Source organism: Clostridium sp. 1001283B150210_160208_E6, from assembly GCF_015669365.1.
GTDB classification, from domain to species: domain Bacteria; phylum Bacillota; class Clostridia; order Clostridiales; family Clostridiaceae; genus Clostridium; species Clostridium paraputrificum.
In genome coordinates this window covers 488,389-505,121 of record NZ_JADPAA010000001.1, presented here as the reverse complement: position 1 = coordinate 505,121, position 16,733 = coordinate 488,389, and the positions used below count along the sequence as shown (strand labels likewise).

16 protein-coding genes are annotated in these 16,733 nt (G+C 29.4%); 13 read left to right on the top strand and 3 right to left on the bottom strand.

Annotation, left to right across the window (positions count from 1 at the left end; translation table 11 throughout):
• The 12 genes from I4V16_RS02635 to I4V16_RS02580 all read left to right on the top strand — a co-directional run.
• Positions 1 to 399: transketolase C-terminal domain-containing protein (locus I4V16_RS02635; RefSeq protein ID WP_279325765.1), on the top strand; the 399-nt coding region annotated here is incomplete at its 5' end.
• 14 nt (positions 400 to 413) lie between these two features.
• Positions 414 to 1,058: a fructose-6-phosphate aldolase gene (gene fsa, locus I4V16_RS02630; RefSeq protein ID WP_027099090.1), complete on the top strand. Its 645-nt coding sequence runs from the start codon at positions 414 to 416 to the stop codon at positions 1,056 to 1,058.
• A gap of 107 nt (positions 1,059 to 1,165) precedes the next feature.
• Positions 1,166 to 1,504, top strand: coding sequence for a hypothetical protein (locus tag I4V16_RS02625; RefSeq protein WP_027099089.1), 339 nt, complete (start codon positions 1,166 to 1,168; stop codon positions 1,502 to 1,504).
• Positions 1,505 to 1,804: 300 nt separating this feature from the next.
• The gene (locus tag I4V16_RS02620) at positions 1,805 to 4,639 is read left to right on the top strand and encodes a sigma 54-interacting transcriptional regulator (RefSeq protein ID WP_055254989.1); all 2,835 of its coding nucleotides are present in this window, start codon (positions 1,805 to 1,807) and stop codon (positions 4,637 to 4,639) included.
• Positions 4,640 to 4,784: 145 nt separating this feature from the next.
• Positions 4,785 to 5,207, top strand: coding sequence for a PTS sugar transporter subunit IIA (locus I4V16_RS02615; RefSeq protein WP_027099087.1), 423 nt, complete (start codon positions 4,785 to 4,787; stop codon positions 5,205 to 5,207).
• 1 nt (position 5,208) lies between these two features.
• The gene (locus I4V16_RS02610; protein WP_027099086.1) at positions 5,209 to 5,682 is read left to right on the top strand and encodes a PTS sugar transporter subunit IIB; all 474 of its coding nucleotides are present in this window, start codon (positions 5,209 to 5,211) and stop codon (positions 5,680 to 5,682) included.
• 13 nt (positions 5,683 to 5,695) lie between these two features.
• A complete protein-coding gene (locus tag I4V16_RS02605) occupies positions 5,696 to 6,490 on the top strand; it encodes a PTS sugar transporter subunit IIC (protein WP_027099085.1) in 795 nt (264 codons plus the stop codon).
• Positions 6,490 to 7,290: a PTS system mannose/fructose/sorbose family transporter subunit IID gene (locus I4V16_RS02600; protein WP_027099084.1), complete on the top strand. Its 801-nt coding sequence runs from the start codon at positions 6,490 to 6,492 to the stop codon at positions 7,288 to 7,290. The genes I4V16_RS02605 and I4V16_RS02600 overlap by 1 nt, the downstream gene beginning before the upstream one ends.
• An 18-nt stretch (positions 7,291 to 7,308) precedes the next feature.
• Positions 7,309 to 8,574: a neutral/alkaline non-lysosomal ceramidase N-terminal domain-containing protein gene (locus tag I4V16_RS02595; RefSeq protein WP_195966490.1), complete on the top strand. Its 1,266-nt coding sequence runs from the start codon at positions 7,309 to 7,311 to the stop codon at positions 8,572 to 8,574.
• 13 nt (positions 8,575 to 8,587) lie between these two features.
• Positions 8,588 to 9,271, top strand: a complete 684-nt coding sequence (locus I4V16_RS02590) for an N-acetylmannosamine-6-phosphate 2-epimerase (protein ID WP_034866772.1) — start codon at positions 8,588 to 8,590, stop codon at positions 9,269 to 9,271.
• A gap of 8 nt (positions 9,272 to 9,279) precedes the next feature.
• Positions 9,280 to 10,008, top strand: a complete 729-nt coding sequence (locus I4V16_RS02585; RefSeq protein WP_034866762.1) for an SIS domain-containing protein — start codon at positions 9,280 to 9,282, stop codon at positions 10,006 to 10,008.
• 288 nt (positions 10,009 to 10,296) lie between these two features.
• Complete coding sequence (locus I4V16_RS02580) at positions 10,297 to 12,759, top strand: CoA-disulfide reductase (protein WP_195966489.1); 2,463 nt, start codon at positions 10,297 to 10,299, stop codon at positions 12,757 to 12,759.
• A gap of 312 nt (positions 12,760 to 13,071) precedes the next feature.
• Here the strand turns inward: I4V16_RS02580 and I4V16_RS02575 are convergent, their stop codons facing one another.
• Positions 13,072 to 13,398 carry a hypothetical protein gene (locus I4V16_RS02575; RefSeq protein ID WP_049179639.1) on the bottom strand — a complete coding sequence of 109 codons (327 nt, stop codon included), beginning with the start codon at positions 13,396 to 13,398 and terminating at the stop codon, positions 13,072 to 13,074.
• A gap of 285 nt (positions 13,399 to 13,683) precedes the next feature.
• On the opposite strand from I4V16_RS02575, the gene I4V16_RS02570 reads away from it, so the two are divergent.
• Complete coding sequence (locus I4V16_RS02570) at positions 13,684 to 14,244, top strand: hypothetical protein (protein WP_049179637.1); 561 nt, start codon at positions 13,684 to 13,686, stop codon at positions 14,242 to 14,244.
• 159 nt (positions 14,245 to 14,403) lie between these two features.
• Here the strand turns inward: I4V16_RS02570 and I4V16_RS02565 are convergent, their stop codons facing one another.
• Complete coding sequence (locus tag I4V16_RS02565; RefSeq protein ID WP_195966488.1) at positions 14,404 to 15,315, bottom strand: AEC family transporter; 912 nt, start codon at positions 15,313 to 15,315, stop codon at positions 14,404 to 14,406.
• 61 nt (positions 15,316 to 15,376) lie between these two features.
• Positions 15,377 to 16,690: a PTS transporter subunit EIIC gene (locus I4V16_RS02560; RefSeq protein ID WP_195966487.1), complete on the bottom strand. Its 1,314-nt coding sequence runs from the start codon at positions 16,688 to 16,690 to the stop codon at positions 15,377 to 15,379.
• Positions 16,691 to 16,733: the final 43 nt, after the last annotated feature.

The following is a 16,733-nucleotide window of genomic DNA, read 5'->3' as shown; positions in this document are numbered from 1 at the left end:
GGTAAGGGAATAACTTTAGCTGAAGGAAATGATGTAGCAATAATAGCAACAGGAATAATGGTTGAAGCTGCATTAGAAGCAAAAGAAGAATTAGCTAAAGAAGGAATAAATGCAAGGGTTATTAACATACATACTATTAAGCCGATAGATGAAGAATTAATAATAAAAGCTGCAAAGGAAACTGGAGTTATAGTGACAGCTGAAGAGCATAGTATAATAGGTGGACTAGGATCAGCAGTAGCAGAAGTTGTTTCAGAAAAGTGTCCAGTACCTGTTTTAAGAGTTGGTGTTAAGGATACATTTGGGGAAAGTGGAAAGCCAAATGAGTTATTAGAAAAGTACGGATTAACTTCGAATAATATAGTTAATAAAGTAAAAGAAGTAATAAAGTTAAAATAAAGGGGGAATTAAAAATGAAAATATTTTTAGATACAGCAAATATTGAGGATATAAAAGAAATTAACTCTTTAGGAGTTATACATGGAATAACAACAAATCCATCCCTAATTGCAAAAGAAAAGAGAGACTTAAAGGAAACATTAAAGGAAATAGCATCTATAGTAGATGGTCCAATTAGTGGGGAAGTTATAAGTTTGGACTATGAAAATATGATAAAGGAAGCAGAAGAGCTTGCAAGTATTCACAAGAACATAGTTGTAAAAATTCCTATGACATATGATGGATTAAAAGCAGTTTCATATCTATCAAAGAAGGGAATACGTACAAATGTTACTTTAATATTCTCAGCAGCACAAGCATTACTAGCAGCAAGGGCAGGAGCAAGCTATGTATCTCCATTCTTAGGAAGATTAGATGATATAGGATCAAATGGATTAATACTTATAGAAGATATAAGTGAAATATTTAATGTTCATAATATCCAAACAGAAATAATAGCAGCATCTATAAGAAATCCAATTCATGTGATAGAGGCCGCAAAGCTTGGTGCAAACATTGGAACTCTTCCACCAAGTGTTATTAGAGCTCTAATTAATCATCCATTAACAGATGCAGGCATTAAAAAATTTAAAGAAGATTGGGAAAAGGCTAATTTATAATAAAGTAAAATAAAAAACAAGTAAATTTGGACTATTTTAATATTTTAATTATCTAATTCTTTATGATATAATGATTTCCGCACAAAAGATAAAGAAGGAGATATAGCATGAGAATTAACTTAACTGAATTAGTAGCACAAATACAATTATCATCAGAAGATATGAAGTATTATTATAATAAAGAAACTGGAGAATTCGTACTGTATGATGAGCAAGAATATGGATATTTAGAGGATTTAGATAGTTTAGATATAATTTTTCACCCAGAGTGGGATGAGGAAGTATTAAAAAGCTTAATAGATATTAGAGATAATGAAGAAAATTATATAGAAGTTCCTTATTGCAATGTATCAAGAGGATTAGGGGATAGAGAAAGAGAAATAGAATATTTAAAGGTAGCACTAGATTGGTGCAGCAAGAATGATATTCTTCCTGTAAATGAGTAAAATTGAGTAGATATTTATTTTTCTTGTTCCGTAACAAGGTTCCAAGTCACAGAAAAACAAATATCTACTCTACTCACTGTTAAAGGTATGTATTAGAAAGCTTCAAGAAATGTATTAAGTTTCTTGGGGCTTTTTATTATTTAGGAAATTATAATACCGATTAAATTATGAACAATTTAATAGTTTAATGGTACTAAAGTTTATTTGCATATGAAATAATTATTTTTTCTTTGAAAATTTATAAGGTATAATTGTAAGTAAGTATATTTCTAAATAAAAAAATTAGAGGTAGGTAATCATATGAAGAGGATTGAAAGGATACGAGATAGGTTAGAAAGGTTGTCTTATACAATAACTAAGGAGGATATTCTAAAAAACAGAACAATTGGGTTTACAGCAAATGAAGTTGGTAGTGAACTTGGAGTAGTTAGAAATAATGCAGCCTCTGATTTGAATGAGTTGGTAAAACTAGGATTCGCATTGAAGATTACAGGTAAACCTGTAAGGTTTTTATCGAGAAAAGAGATTGAAAGAATTATAGGAAATAAAATAAATGGACATATTTTTAATGCTCCAAAAGAATTACTTGAATTAGAAAACAAGACAAGCTATCAAATGAGTAATAAGAAAATAAGAAAAAAAGACTGCTTTATTGATTTAGTTGGATATAATAAAAGTTTGAAAATGTGTGTTAATCAAGGTAAGGCGGCTGTTTGTTATCCTCCACACGGATTAAATACATTAATAGTTGGAGAAACTGGTGTTGGAAAAAGCTTGTTTGCTGAAAAGATGTTTGAATATGGAAAAAGTGAAGGGGTTTTTTGTGAAGATTCAAAGTTTGTAACATTTAACTGCGCAGACTATGCAAATAATCCTCAATTATTATTAGCTGAAATATTTGGGAGCAAAAAAGGTGCATATACAGGCGCGTTAGAAGATAGAAAAGGAGTGCTTGAAGAAGCTGATGGTGGTGTTTTATTTTTAGATGAAATACATAGACTTCCTCCAGAAGGACAAGAAATGTTATTTTTCTTTATGGATAAAGAAAAATATAGACGACTTGGGGAATCAAAAAATGATAGAAATGCTCGTGTAATGATAATAGGAGCAACAACTGAAGGAATTGAATCGAGTTTATTGAGAACGTTCACACGAAGAATTCCAGTAAGTATAAGTATTCCACCATTAAGGGAAAGAAGTATTAAAGAAAGATTATCAATTTTAAAAACATTATTTTCCCTAGAGTCAAAAAGAATTGGTCAGAAAATATGCGTCCATAAAGATGTAATGACTTCTTTGTTAATATATAAACCAACAGGAAATATAGGGCAGTTAAGAAGTGATATACAAATTACAGTAGCACGTGCATTTTTAGAGTATAGAAGTAATTACAAAGATTTTATAGAAGTTATTGTTGATTTTTTACCTTCTTATGTTAGGGATTCTTGCTTAGAGGTAGATGAAAATCTTAGATATAAAATAGATAGATTAGCTTATGATAATTATTTTGAGTATTCAGGAAGTGAGAAGAGCAATTTAGATATTGAGGTTCCTAAGTATGATTTTGAAAAGTATTTCAATGATTTAAGAAAAAAGATTAATAGTGATTCTATAAATTTAACTAAAGTATATGATGATTTTACACAAGCTGTAGTAAAGGATATGTATTCAAACTATAAGTATGCAAATATCATTAATGATGAAATTATTGAGATTGTAAGTACTATATCAGAAATTGTATATGAAGACCTACAGTTAGTTTTTGATAAAGAAGTTTACTATAGCCTAGCGTTCCATTTTAAAAATATATCTGAATTTAACTATATTGAACCGTTAAATGAAGAATATAAACATTATATTAAAATTATAAATTCTAAAGAATTCTCTGTGGCTATAAAAGTAGTGAAAAGGATAGAAAAAGAATTTAATATAAAGTGTTCTAAGTATGAGCCGTATCTTTTGGCAACAATATTCTTTGTTTTATCAAGCAATAAGAAGCATGATTTTATAGATATTATAGTAATAGCACATGGAGATTTAATCGCAGAAAAATTAGCAGAGACAGCAAACTTATTATTAGGAATAGATCATATAAAATATATAAATATGCCACTTACGATGAAACCAGAAATTGTTTTAGATGAAGCGCTAGAAATGGTTAAGAGTAGCAAGAATAATAAAGGAACACTGATAATGGTTGACATGGGATCTCTAGTATTTATAGGGGAAAAAATACAAGAAAGAACTGGACTTAAGGTGAAAGTTATTGAAAATACCAACATACTATCTTTAATTGAGGCATCAAGGAGGGCTATAATGCCTAATGCTAATATTGATGAAATTATGTATAGTTTGGTTAAGCTTCAAAAGAATCTTTATGAAAAACAAAAAAGAAGATTAGACGAAGAAATGGGAAATAGCAAGAAAGTAATATTTACAATTTGCAATACAGGTCAAGGAACAGCAACATATATTGAGGAGTCTATAAAAAAGATACTAAAGAAAAATAATATTTATGATATCAATGTAATACCTATAAGCGTAAGTAATAAAAAAGAGGCAGAAAGGATTATAGATTTAGCAATTCATGAAGAAAAGAAATATATAATAGCAATAGTTGGAGCAGTGGAATTTATATATAACAATATTCCTTATATATCATTGCAAGAAATGTTAACGTATTCTGGAATTAAAAAATTAGTTAATCTCATTGATGAAAAGATTAATATAGAAAATGATGAGAGCCTTATTATTGATGTTAATAGAGATATGGTTCTTGGGGCTGCTGCTGATGTAACATCTAAATATCTTCAATGTTTAGATGTTGAAAAAGTACATCCTTATTTAGTAGATTTTATTTCCTGCATAGAGCATAGTAATATTTTTAAGTTAGCTTTAAATGAGATAGCAAGCACATATGTACATGTATGTTGTATGATAGAGAGAATTTTACTATGTAATAATATTCTTAAGTCAGATGAAAATTTAGAAGAGGTAAAAGCTAAGTTATTTACTGAATTTAATTTTATAAAGAGAGCATTAAGGAATATAGAAGTTGGATTTTCTATAGAGATACCTGATGATGAAATATATTATCTATTACTTATATTTATTGAAAAGAAGCAATGCACTTAATTTAAAGTGCATTGCTTCTTTTTGGTTAAAGCGTATTAATGTGCATTATAAAGCATATAAATATGAAATTTTAATAGTTTAAGAGCATTGGCATAAGAATTGCTATAAATAATATTGAGAAAATAAAGAAAGGAAGAAATGGTTTATGACAGATATAGCATTTATACTTGCAAGTCATGGATATTTTGCACAAGAGGCTTTAAAAAGTGCTGAAATGATTGTAGGAGAACAAAGTAAAAATAAAGTTAGAGCCTTATCAATGACATTAGGGATAGACCTAAATCAGTTTAAAGAAAAGATACAAAAAGTAGTAGATGAGTTTGGTGTTGAAAGAAATATTTTAATTCTAACTGACTTAATGGGTGGAACACCCAATAATGCATCAGTTTATAGTTTGATATCAAATAATAATGTACAAGTAATCAGTGGATTAAATTTACCTGTATTGATAGAAGCATTTACTAATGAACATATGAATTTAAATGAACTAAAAGAACATTTAATAGAGGTTGGTAAATCATCATTTATTGATATGGAGAAGTACATAAATAAGAATGGAGGAATGTAAAATGGCAATAGATTTTGTAAGAATAGATGATAGGTTAGTGCATGGACAAGTAGCTACTACTTGGATAAAAAAGTATGAAATTGAGCAGGTAATAGTGATAAATGATTTATTAGCTAATGATCCAGTTCAAAAGTCTGTATTAGAAATGACAGCACCACAAGGAATAAGAATTTTACTTTTTGGTGTAGATAAGTTTACAGAGGTATATAAGAATAATCCTATTAAAAGAAAAACAATGTTAATTTATACGAATCCAGAAGATGTGTATAGGAATCTCAAAGCTGGAGTTAAAATACCGTATCTAAATGTAGGAGGAATGAAGCATGTATTAAATAAAGAAAAGTTAACTAAGGCAGTAGCAGTAGATGAAAAAGATAAAATGGATTTTAAAGAAATAATGAATTTAGGAGTAAATGTTGAAATACAAATGATTCCTGCTGATAAAGTTACAAATATGAAAGAATTTATAAAATAAGGAGTGATTAATAATGTTAATTCAAGCAACACTATTAGCAATTTGGGCTGCTATATGTACATTTGATTTATTTTCATTTCAAACATCATTATATAGGCCATTAATTGCAGGATCTATTACTGGACTTATATTAGGTGATTTTAATCAGGGGCTTATAATTGGAGCAACTTTAGAACTTATGTGGTTAGGTGTAACTGGAATAGGGGCGTATGTACCACCAGATGTTATTTCTGGATCAATAATAGGAACAGCAGTAGGAATAATATCTGGAGAGGGATCAGTAGCGGGGATAGCTATTGCAGTACCAGTAGCAGTTGTGTGTCAACAACTTGATATGTTAGCAAGAACTTTTGCAATATCTTTTACACATAAAGCTGATAAATTAGCAGAAGAAGGCGACATTGATGGAATAGATAAATGGCAACTTATAGGATTTCCAATGTATGCATTAACAAGGGCTGTACCAGTATTTTTGGCAGTTTACTTTGGAGCAGATTTTGTACAAAACTTATTTGGATATATTCCAGAGTTTATTATGAAGGGATTAACTGTAGCAGGGGGAATATTACCTGCATTAGGGTTTGGTATGTTACTATCATTAATGCTAAATAAAAAATTATGGGTATTTTTATTAGTTGGATTTGTTTGTACTATATATGGAAATATACCAACTATAGGGTTAGCTATGATTGGTATTATATTTGCAGTATTATACGATATATTTACTAATAGTAAAAAGGATTCAGCATCAACAGTTGAAGCAAGTGCAAATACACAAGTAAATGATGAGGGAGGTTATGATTTATAATGGAGAAGTTAACCAAGAAAGATATAAGAAAAGTATTTTGGAGATCTAATCTCTTAATGGGATCTTGGAACTATGAGAGAATGCAATCTTTAGGTTTTTTATATAGTATAAAACCAGTATTAAAGAAGTTATATGGAGATAAGCCAAAAGAAGAAAGATCAAAAGCTATGAAGAGGCATCTAGAATTTTTTAATACAATGCCAACTTTTGCATCACCTATTTTAGGTGTAACAGCGGCACTTGAGGAAAAGGAAGGAAATAAAGCTGATAGAACTATATCAGGAATAAAAGTGGGATTAATGGGACCATTAGCTGGGCTTGGAGATAGTATAGTATTTTTAACATGGTTACCTATATGTATGAGTATTGGTGCATCCTTTGCTAAGGAAGGAAATCCATTCGGATTAGTAATTGCTTTACTTATGTTTAATGCTTTAAATATGGGGATTAAGTTCTACGGAATTAACTATGGATATAGGGAAGGAATCAAATTTTTAGATAAAGCTAAGGATAGTGGGGTAGTTCAAAGATTTACTACAATGGCCACTATATTAGGATTAATTCTTGTAGGTGGTTTAATACCACAATTAGTAAATATAAATATTCCAACAGTGTTTAACATTGGAGAACTGGAACTTGGAATTCAAGCAACATTAGATAGTATTTTACCTAAATTAATTCCACTATTAACTACTTTAGGTTGTTATAAGTTATTAAAGAAAGGAAAGAGCTCTATCCTTATATTATTTGGAATAATTGCATTGTCAATAGTAGGAGTTTTATGTGGATTTTTAGGATAATAATTAAGGAGAATTATTATGAGTAATTATAAAGTTGGATATAAGGAAGAAATAATAACTCCTAAGTTAGGATGTTTATTAGCAGGGTATGACGTAATTAGAAAAGCAGAGGAAATTCATGATGAATTAAAAGCAAGAGTATTAACTTTAAGAGGAAAGGATAATTATCTAATTGTTCAATTGGATCTTGTAGGGGTTGATTACCATTTTGTGGGTTTAGTGAAGAATTCTGTGAGTTCATTAAACTTTAATGAAAAAAACATTTTTGTATCAACATCTCATACTCATTCAGGGCCAACTGGAACAATGAATACTAATGAAGGATATCAAAAAGGCCTAAAACAAGTATTTGGAGAATATGATGCAGAATATGTAGATTATATTGTAAACAAAATTAAGCAAGCTGTAGTTGATGCTATAAGCAATGAAGATAGTGCTAAATTATCAGTAAGTAGAAAGATGGTAAATAATATTTGCAGTAATAGAAATAATAAAGACTGGTTTTATGATAATGAACTTATTAGTATTAATTTGTTAAGAAAGGATGGAAAAAAAGTTTTATTATATAACTTATCATGTCATCCAACTGTAATGAGTAGTGATAATTTGTCTATTACAGGTGATTTTCCTAATAAAACTGAGGAAATGCTTAATGAATATGATTTGGTAATGTTTTTAAATGGAAGCTGTGGTGATATAAGTACAAGATTTACAAGGAATGCATCAACTTTTGAAGAGGTAGATAGAATTGGAACTCAAGTTTCACTAGAAATAAGAAATATGCCAGAAGTAAACAGCTATGAAGATATAGAAAAAGTAAATTCTATAGAATTAGAGATACCATTATTGGTCAAGGAATTTGACTCAGTAGAGCATGCTAAAGAAAAGGTTAAAGAGAAGGCTAGAGAGGTAGAAATAGCAAAAAGTAAAAACATGGATTCAAAATCTTTGAGATTGTTGGAATCAAAGTTAGAAGGATTAACGAATAATTATAAGATGGCTTTAGGATTTTCTGATGTTAAAGAAATAGTTGCAAAGGTTAAGATACTAAAAGTTAATAACTATAACCTTATATATATACCTGGCGAGCTTTTTTCAAGCTTAGGAAAAAGAATTAAAGATAATAATAGTAAGAACAATATTGTTATAGGATATGGAAATGGTTATATAGGATATATTCCAGATAAATTTGCATATGAAGTTAAAACTTATGAGACTTTTTCATCACCATTTAAAGAGGGTGAAGGTGAAAGGTTAGTTGAAGAAATATTACTTAATATTTAAAGGAGAAGATAAGATGAAGATATTAGATGATTTAAAAGGTACATTATTAGTATCATGTCAAGCTTATCCAGATGAACCATTGCATGGTGAAATGTTTATGGCGAAGATGGCTTTGGCGGCTAAAATAGGGGGCGCAAAGGGATTAAGAGGTTGTGGTCCTTTGGACATAAAAGCAATGAAGCAAGAGGTTGATTTACCTATTGTAGGAATTAATAAGAAGTTCACAGAAGGGTGTGAGGTTATTATTACTCCTGATATTGAAAGTGCAGAAGAGATTTTGAAAGTAGGAGCAGATATTATAGCTATAGATTGTACATTTAGAAAGAACTATAAAGGAGTATATTCCTATGATTATATTCCAGAATTTAAAAGTAAATATCCAAATGTTCCTGTAATGGCTGATATATCTACTTTAGAAGAAGGTATAAATGCTTATAAATTAGGAGCAGATATTATATCTACAACTTTATCAGGATTTACTGATTATAGTCCAAGACAGGAAGAGCCAGATTTTAAGCTTATAAAAGATATAAGGGATGCTTTAGGCGATAAAGTTTATATAAATGCAGAAGGTAGAATTTCAACTAAAGAAGATGTTAAAAAAGCTCTTTTAATGGGTGCGGACTTTGTTACTGTTGGAACTGCAATAACAAGACCTCAATGGATTACTGAGCAAATAACAAAATATATTGGATAGGTGAGAATATGATAACAATAGATTATTTGGATTTTATAATAGACAAGCTAAATGAAGTAAAGGCTAGTCAAATTAAAAATATAGAAAAAGCAGCAAGATTAGTTGCAGATACATGTAAAAATGGAGGGAGATTTTATATATTTGGAACAGGTCATTCTCACATAATTGCTGAAGAGGTTTTTCAAAGAGCTGGTGGTTTAGCATTAGTAAATGCAATATTAGAGCCAGAAATATTGCTTAATCAAAAGCCTAATAAAAGTACATTGATTGAAAGATTAGAAGGCTATTCAAAAATAGTTTTTGGTTTAAATAAGATACAAAAGGGAGATACTATTCTTGTTGTATCAAATTCAGGAAGAAATGCTGCAACAGTAGAAATGTGTTTAGAGGCAAAAAGTCAACAGGTTAATATTATTACTATGTGTTCTCTAAAGCATTCAAAGAATATAGATTCAAGACATTCAAGCGGTAAGAAAATCTATGAGTTATCAGATGTTAATATTGATAATTGTGCAGAGTATGGAGATGCTGCCTTCGAAGTTAAAGGGTTAGATACACCTGTAGGAGCAACTTCTGATGCAACAGGTGTTGCCATTGTACAAGCACTTGTAACAACAGCAATAGATATGATGATAAAAGATGGTTTTGTTCCACCTGTATTTAAAAGTTCTAATGTAGATGGAGCAGATGAATATAATAAAGAAATATTTGATAAATTCTATAATTCTATAAGATAGTTATAATAAAAAAGCTTCAAGAAATAGATTGATTTTCTTGAGGTTTTTTTATTAATAATAAGATTCAAATTATTTGATAAGAATAATTGAGAAGGTATAGTTTTATATCTTCTTTTTAACGGCTAGGAAAGTATAAAATTTTAATTAGATATAAATTAAAGGTGTTATTTACCTTTAGTACAAAGTGAATAAATATCCCCCATAAGTTATGTGACAAAGTCACAGAAGAAAATGAAAGGGAACGCTATAATAGAGTATATTGAAAAAAGTATTAAAGGAGATAGAGTTATGAAGAAGAAAGTTTTAATAGTTGGAGGAGTAGCAGGAGGTGCTTCAGCTGTAGCTAGACTTAGAAGACTTGATGAAGACGCAGAAATAATTATGTTTGAAAAGGGAGAATATATATCCTTTGCTAACTGTGGTCTTCCTTATTATATAGGGGATGTGATTCCTACAAGAGAAGCGTTAATAGTTCAAACAGTTGAACAAATGAGCAGAAAATTTAATTTAGACATAAGAAATCTAAGTGAAGTTATCTCCATAAATAAAGAAGAAAAAAAGATAAGTGTTAAAAATTATAGAACTGGTGAAGTATATGAAGAAAGCTATGATACTCTAGTTTTATCACCAGGAGCAAAGCCAATAAAACCACCTATAGCTGGAATAGAAGATTGTAAAAACCTTTTTACCCTTAGAAACATTCCAGATATGGATAATATAAAAAGCTTTTTAGAAGAAGAGAAGCCAAAGAGAGCTATTGTAATTGGTGGAGGCTTCATAGGCCTTGAAATGGCAGAAAATCTTCATGAAAAAGGAGTTAATGTTACATTAGTTGAAGGAAGTAACCAAGTAATGGGGCCATTAGATATAGAAATGGCAAGTATTATACATTCTCATTTAATTGATAATGGAGTGGATTTAATTTTAAATGATGGTGTTGAAGAGTTTAAGAATAATGGTAAGAAGGTTATTTTAAAAAGTGGAAAAGAAATATATGGTGACATGATAATCCTATCTATAGGTGTTAGACCTGAAACGACTATAGCAAAGGAAGCAGGGCTAAAGTTAAATGAAAGAGGGGCAATTATAGTTGATGAATATATGAAAACTTCAGATCCTAATATTTATGCTTTAGGTGATGCTGTTGAAATAATGGACTTTGTAAATAAAAAGCCAACAATGATTCCTCTTGCATGGCCAGCAAATAGACAAGGAAGATTAGTAGCAGATAATATTTCAGGTAAAGAGGTTAAATATAAGGGGACTTTAGGGTCATCAGTAGCAAAAGTATTTGACTATACTGTTGCATCTACAGGAAATAGTGAGAAAACACTAAAAAGATTAGGACTTGAATATAAAGCTATTCATATTCACCCAGGTTCTCATGCAGGATATTATCCAGGAGCTTTTCCAATAGCTTATAAGATGTTGTTTAATCCAAAGACAGGGGAAATTTATGGAGCTCAAGGTGTAGGAATGGATGGAGTAGAAAAAAGAATTGATATAATTGCTACTGCAATTAAGGGAGGCCTTAAGGTAGAAGACCTTCAAGATGTGGAAGCTTGTTATGCACCACCATATAATTCAGCAAAGGATCCTGTTAATATGATGGGATATTATGCTTCTAATATTATGGATGGTGATGTAAAAACAATTCAATGGAATGAAGTTGATAATATAAATTTGGAGGATTCAATAATTCTAGATGTTAGGGAAGAAATGGAGTTAATGACAGGAACAATACCAAATTCAATTAACATTCCATTAGGACAGTTAAGGGATAGATTTGACCAACTAGATAAGAGTAAGAAGATATATGTAACTTGCCAAGTTGGATTAAGAGGATATATAGCTTCTAGGATTTTATCTCAACATGGATATGATTCCTTCAATATAGATGGTGGAGTAAAGACATATTTACAAGTTAAGAGAGCCTTAGAAAGTTATAATGAGGATAATAATGTTAAGGAAGAGGTTGCAACTATGTCACTAGAAAAAGATTTAGATATAACAGAGGTAAATGCAAAGGTTACTTTAAATGCATGTGGATTACAATGTCCAGGACCTATAAAAAGAGTATTTGAAGAAACAAAATCTTTAAATGAAGGGGAAGTATTAAAGGTAATTGCAAGTGATCCTGGTTTTAAGAAGGATATAAGTTCATGGTGTGAGAAAACAGGAAATACTTTAGTGAAAACAGATAAAGATGAAAAGAAGAATTTTGTGGCTTATATAAAGAAGGGGAAAGAAGGAGATAAGGAGGTTACATGTAGTACAGTAAAGGATGGAGCGACTTTAGTTGTATTTAGTGGAGATTTAGATAAGGCTATAGCTTCATTTATAATAGCTACAGGTGCAGCTTCCATGGGTAAAAAAGTTACTATGTTCTTTACATTCTGGGGTCTTAATATTCTTAAGAGTAAGGATAAACCTAAGGTTGAAAAGAAAACTGTAGAAAAGATGTTTGATTGCATGCTTCCAAGTCACCCAGGTAAGTTACCATTATCTCAAATGAATATGATGGGTATGGGACCTGCCATGATTAAAAAGATTATGAAGGATAATAATGTAGATTCTTTAGAAGATCTTATAAAGAATGCAATTGATATGGGAGTTAATGTAGTTGCTTGTTCTATGAGTATGGATCTTATGGGAATTAAGAAGGAAGAGTTTATTGAAGGTGTAGAAATTGGTGGAGTAGCTTCTTATTTAGGAGCAACTGAAGATTCAGGATTAAATCTATTTATATAATAGTAAGAAAATCCCTAAGAGTAGTTATATTCTTAGGGATTTTTTATTCTTTAGGAAATTATATCTATTATTAAATTGTGGATAACTTCAACAATTTAGCTATATATTAGTTCATTTCTTCCTAAAGAATAAAAAATAAAATATATGCCCCTGCAAGATTTTCCTCAGGCAAGCTTCGGAAGCTCTAATGAGTAAGTTCTATTTACCAAATTTAAATTTGGAATATCACTTATGCAGATGGGCGAAAAAAATCGACGGCTCCACAGTCGCCTTGGCGATTTTTTTTATATTGTTATTAATAATTTAATACCTTTAAAGGTTCTGATGATCCTTATTATCAGTTTTAAAAGTATTTTCTAATTCTCTAAAACACACTAAGTTAAATGCTATTATAATTCCTAAAATTAAACCAGTAGCAAAAAAGTTTATGTTATTAGCTAGGCAAAATAAACCTATTATTATTAATAATATATTAGTAAATATATTTAAATTACGTTTCTTTTTTTCATTTAAAGTATCTATCTTTCTTTGTATTGATTTAAATAATCCTAATTTACTATTGTTTAACCAATAGAATAAGCAAGAAAATATAGTACTTGATAAGGTTGATGATGCTAATATTATTATAAAATCTTTCATTTAAAGTTCACCTTCCTTTTGGATATTTGTTTCCATGTGACTTGGAGCGTAGCGACGGAACAAACAAAATAAATATCCACTCCAACTTTTTTATTATATTATATACAAATAATGGGAGTCATTAAATATATCTAATATTATCTTTTTAATTTTTTAACAATTCTACAATCTGTCAGTAATATACATTACAAATAACTTAAAGAAAATGTTTTATCCTCATCTTTATTGAAAAAAGTTCAAAAGAATATTAATATGGAAATAAGTTGAAAGAAAGGAAATGGAATTATGAAAGAGGTTTTCTATAATGAATTACAAGGTGATGAACAAATACTTTGGAGTGGAAAAGGAAAATATAAATTTTTTGAAAAGGGTAGCCTATTTCAATTATTATTTATGATTGTATGGTTAAGCTTTGCACTTTATTGGGAGTACACTGCTTATAAAGGTGGAGCAGGTTTAGTTATGCTTTTATTTGGAGGATTTTTTGTTTTTGTTGGATTAAATATGGTTTTTGGATTACCAATAAGAAGAGCTATTGCTATAAAGAACAGGGTATATGCAGTAAGTAATAAGAGAATTTTATTTTGTAATATGGGTAAGAATATATCGTTTCAATATTTAGAGCTTAAGGATGTAGAGATTGTAAATAAGTATAAAGAGAGAAGCGGAAGAGGAAGTATTGAATTTAACATGGGATATACAAACTACGATATGTATAATGACAATGGATATGATAATAGAAGAAATAGGGGAAGGGTAATGCCAAACAGATTTATGTTTTATAATATTGAGAACGTAGATGAGGTATCTAATATTATAAGGATGGCAAAGGAAAGCTTAATATAAAAGGCCATATTTATAAAAATATATAAATATAAGAAGATAAAAATATATAAATATATAAATATATAAATATATAAATATATAAATATAGGCATTTATAATGATTCAAAATGGATTAATTAAAATGAGAAGGTATAAAAATTATTACCTTCTCATTTTATTTTAAAATAAAGTTGCTGCTATGGAGGTTATTATAGGGAGAGTTATAATTGATAGTATTGTAGTAATACAAACAATAAGTACAGCTGATGAATAATCTTTTTCATACTGCTGGGCATATATTGCAACATTTGATCCTGTTGGTGCGCTTGCAGCAATAAGAATGGCAAGTTTAGCTGTATATAGATCTTTTGGTAAAATCATTAAGAATAGTAGAGTTGCAATTGGAATAATTACAAGTCTAACAAGACTAATTAAATATAAATCTTTACTTGAAAACATTAATTTTAAATCAGCTTGTGCTAAGTATACTCCAGAAATTATCATAGCTAAAGGGGTGTTGATTCCACTAATTAAAGACATAGTTTGTGTTGCTATATCAATTTCAGGAATTCTTAGTAAAAAAATAAATATACCTACAATAAAAGAAATTAATATTGGATTAGTTAATATCTTTTTATAAGATATTACGTCCTTTTTATTTGTCATTATAAAAACGCCATAGGTAAATTGAAATATGTTTAGTTCTGCAATAATACAAGCTATAAAAAATACAGAATCTCCACCTAAGACTGCAGTTACTAATGGAATACCGATAAAGCCAGCATTACTGAAGGCAGCGCCAAAGTTTTTAACTCCATTATCTTTAAAAAATAAATAAGATATTAATATTGAAATTAATAATACTGCTAATGAAATAAAGAAAGTAGAAATTAAAATTTCTAGTTTTTCTTTAGAGTACGATATCCAAAAAGATTTAATAATTATTATAGGTATAACGCAATATATAAGTAAAGTTCCTATATCCTTAGAACCATGAGTAGTAATTTTATCTTTTTTAAATAATACATATCCTATTGCCATGAATATAAACATGATTAATATTTGTTTTAATAGTATAAATCCTAATTCCATAATTCCCCCTATTTTTAAGAAAGAACGATAAACCCTTATAAAGGTCTATCGTTCTAATTATTTATGCTTGTTCTTCAGCTTCTTTTGCTAATAATTGTTTGTCATACATTTTAAGGAATGGTAAGCAAACAACTATATCAACAGCTAGTAAAATAAACCATACAGGTATTGTCTTCCAGTCCATTGTAGCTAAGAATGCTTGTAGTGGCCCAGGAACAGTAAATGGTAATGTAGTGAAGAATCTACCTAAGAAACCAATATCCATTAATATATAAGCAGTTGTAAAATTTATAATTGAACATAATAAAAGCGGTATAAATGTTAGTATATTTAAAACTGTTGGTATACCAAAAATCATTGGTTCATTAATATTGAATAATGTAGGTACAGATGCAATTTTACCAATAGATTTTAGCTGTGAAGATTTACAAACAAATATCATAATAATTAAAAATGCAGTGTAAGTTATCCAGTTACCAAATACAGAGTTTATAGCACCAGCAAAAATTTCAGGTAGAGGTTGTCCAGTTGCATAAGCTTCTGCATTAACAGCTAAAGCAGCTGTAGTTATTGGTGTAACAACAATTGATACCATGTTTGCACCATGGATACCAAAGAACCAGAAAGTTGTCATTAAAATGTTTATTAGTAAAATCGAAGGTAAGGATCCTGCAGCAGATAATAATGGTTGGATAACCTTATATATTAATGTAGTTAATCCACCACCTATAGCACTAAAACATATTGCATTTAAAGCTAAGAATAAAACTATATTAGCTATAGTCGGTATTAAAACATTAAACGGTGCTGCAACATTTGGGGGCACTGAACTAGGTAATTTGATACAGATATTATGACTTGTAAAGAATCTATTAATTTCAACTACTGCAATAGCAATAATAATTCCAGCAAACATTGATGTAGAACCAAGTTGTGATGTACTAAATACTAAGTCGTTTTCAGGAAAACCAGCAATACACAAAAATACTAATAATGCACAGACCATATTATTTATAGCATTTAATTCATATGATCTTGCTAATTGATAGGAAATACCCATTACAACATAAACTGATATAATTCCGATTGTTAAATTATAAGGTACCATCAATGTGTTATAGAAATTAGAAGCAAAGTCCTTCCATGCTAGCAAGAAATTATAGAAAAAATTAGTCCCTTCAATTCCAGCTGGTATTGGTGGTATTGCTAAAATCATTGCAACTCCTCCAATAATAGTTAGTGGGATAAGTAGGCTCATACCATCTCTAATAGAAGCCATATGTCTTTGACTTCCTATCTTTGATGCTACTGGTAGAATGTGTTCTTCCATAAAAGATTGAAATCTTTCCATCATTGATCCTTTTTCTTTACTCATAATATTTCCTCCTAAAAAAGTCAATTTGTGTAATGTAAAGCTT

Bases quoted from the DNA above. Each gene is read 5' to 3' on its own strand.
- I4V16_RS02570 (WP_049179637.1), top strand. From the start codon at position 13,684: ATGAAAGAGGTTTTCTATAATGAATTACAAGGTGATGAACAAATACTT.
- I4V16_RS02605 (WP_027099085.1), top strand. From the start codon at position 5,696: ATGTTAATTCAAGCAACACTATTAGCAATTTGGGCTGCTATATGTACA.
- I4V16_RS02625 (WP_027099089.1), top strand. From the start codon at position 1,166: ATGAGAATTAACTTAACTGAATTAGTAGCACAAATACAATTATCATCA.
- I4V16_RS02575 (WP_049179639.1), bottom strand. From the start codon at position 13,398: ATGAAAGATTTTATAATAATATTAGCATCATCAACCTTATCAAGTACT.
- I4V16_RS02580 (WP_195966489.1), top strand. From the start codon at position 10,297: ATGAAGAAGAAAGTTTTAATAGTTGGAGGAGTAGCAGGAGGTGCTTCA.
- I4V16_RS02600 (WP_027099084.1), top strand. From the start codon at position 6,490: ATGGAGAAGTTAACCAAGAAAGATATAAGAAAAGTATTTTGGAGATCT.
- I4V16_RS02565 (WP_195966488.1), bottom strand. From the start codon at position 15,315: ATGGAATTAGGATTTATACTATTAAAACAAATATTAATCATGTTTATA.
- fsa (WP_027099090.1), top strand. From the start codon at position 414: ATGAAAATATTTTTAGATACAGCAAATATTGAGGATATAAAAGAAATT.
- I4V16_RS02590 (WP_034866772.1), top strand. From the start codon at position 8,588: ATGAAGATATTAGATGATTTAAAAGGTACATTATTAGTATCATGTCAA.
- I4V16_RS02610 (WP_027099086.1), top strand. From the start codon at position 5,209: ATGGCAATAGATTTTGTAAGAATAGATGATAGGTTAGTGCATGGACAA.
- I4V16_RS02585 (WP_034866762.1), top strand. From the start codon at position 9,280: ATGATAACAATAGATTATTTGGATTTTATAATAGACAAGCTAAATGAA.
- I4V16_RS02595 (WP_195966490.1), top strand. From the start codon at position 7,309: ATGAGTAATTATAAAGTTGGATATAAGGAAGAAATAATAACTCCTAAG.
- I4V16_RS02620 (WP_055254989.1), top strand. From the start codon at position 1,805: ATGAAGAGGATTGAAAGGATACGAGATAGGTTAGAAAGGTTGTCTTAT.
- I4V16_RS02615 (WP_027099087.1), top strand. From the start codon at position 4,785: ATGACAGATATAGCATTTATACTTGCAAGTCATGGATATTTTGCACAA.
- I4V16_RS02560 (WP_195966487.1), bottom strand. From the start codon at position 16,690: ATGAGTAAAGAAAAAGGATCAATGATGGAAAGATTTCAATCTTTTATG.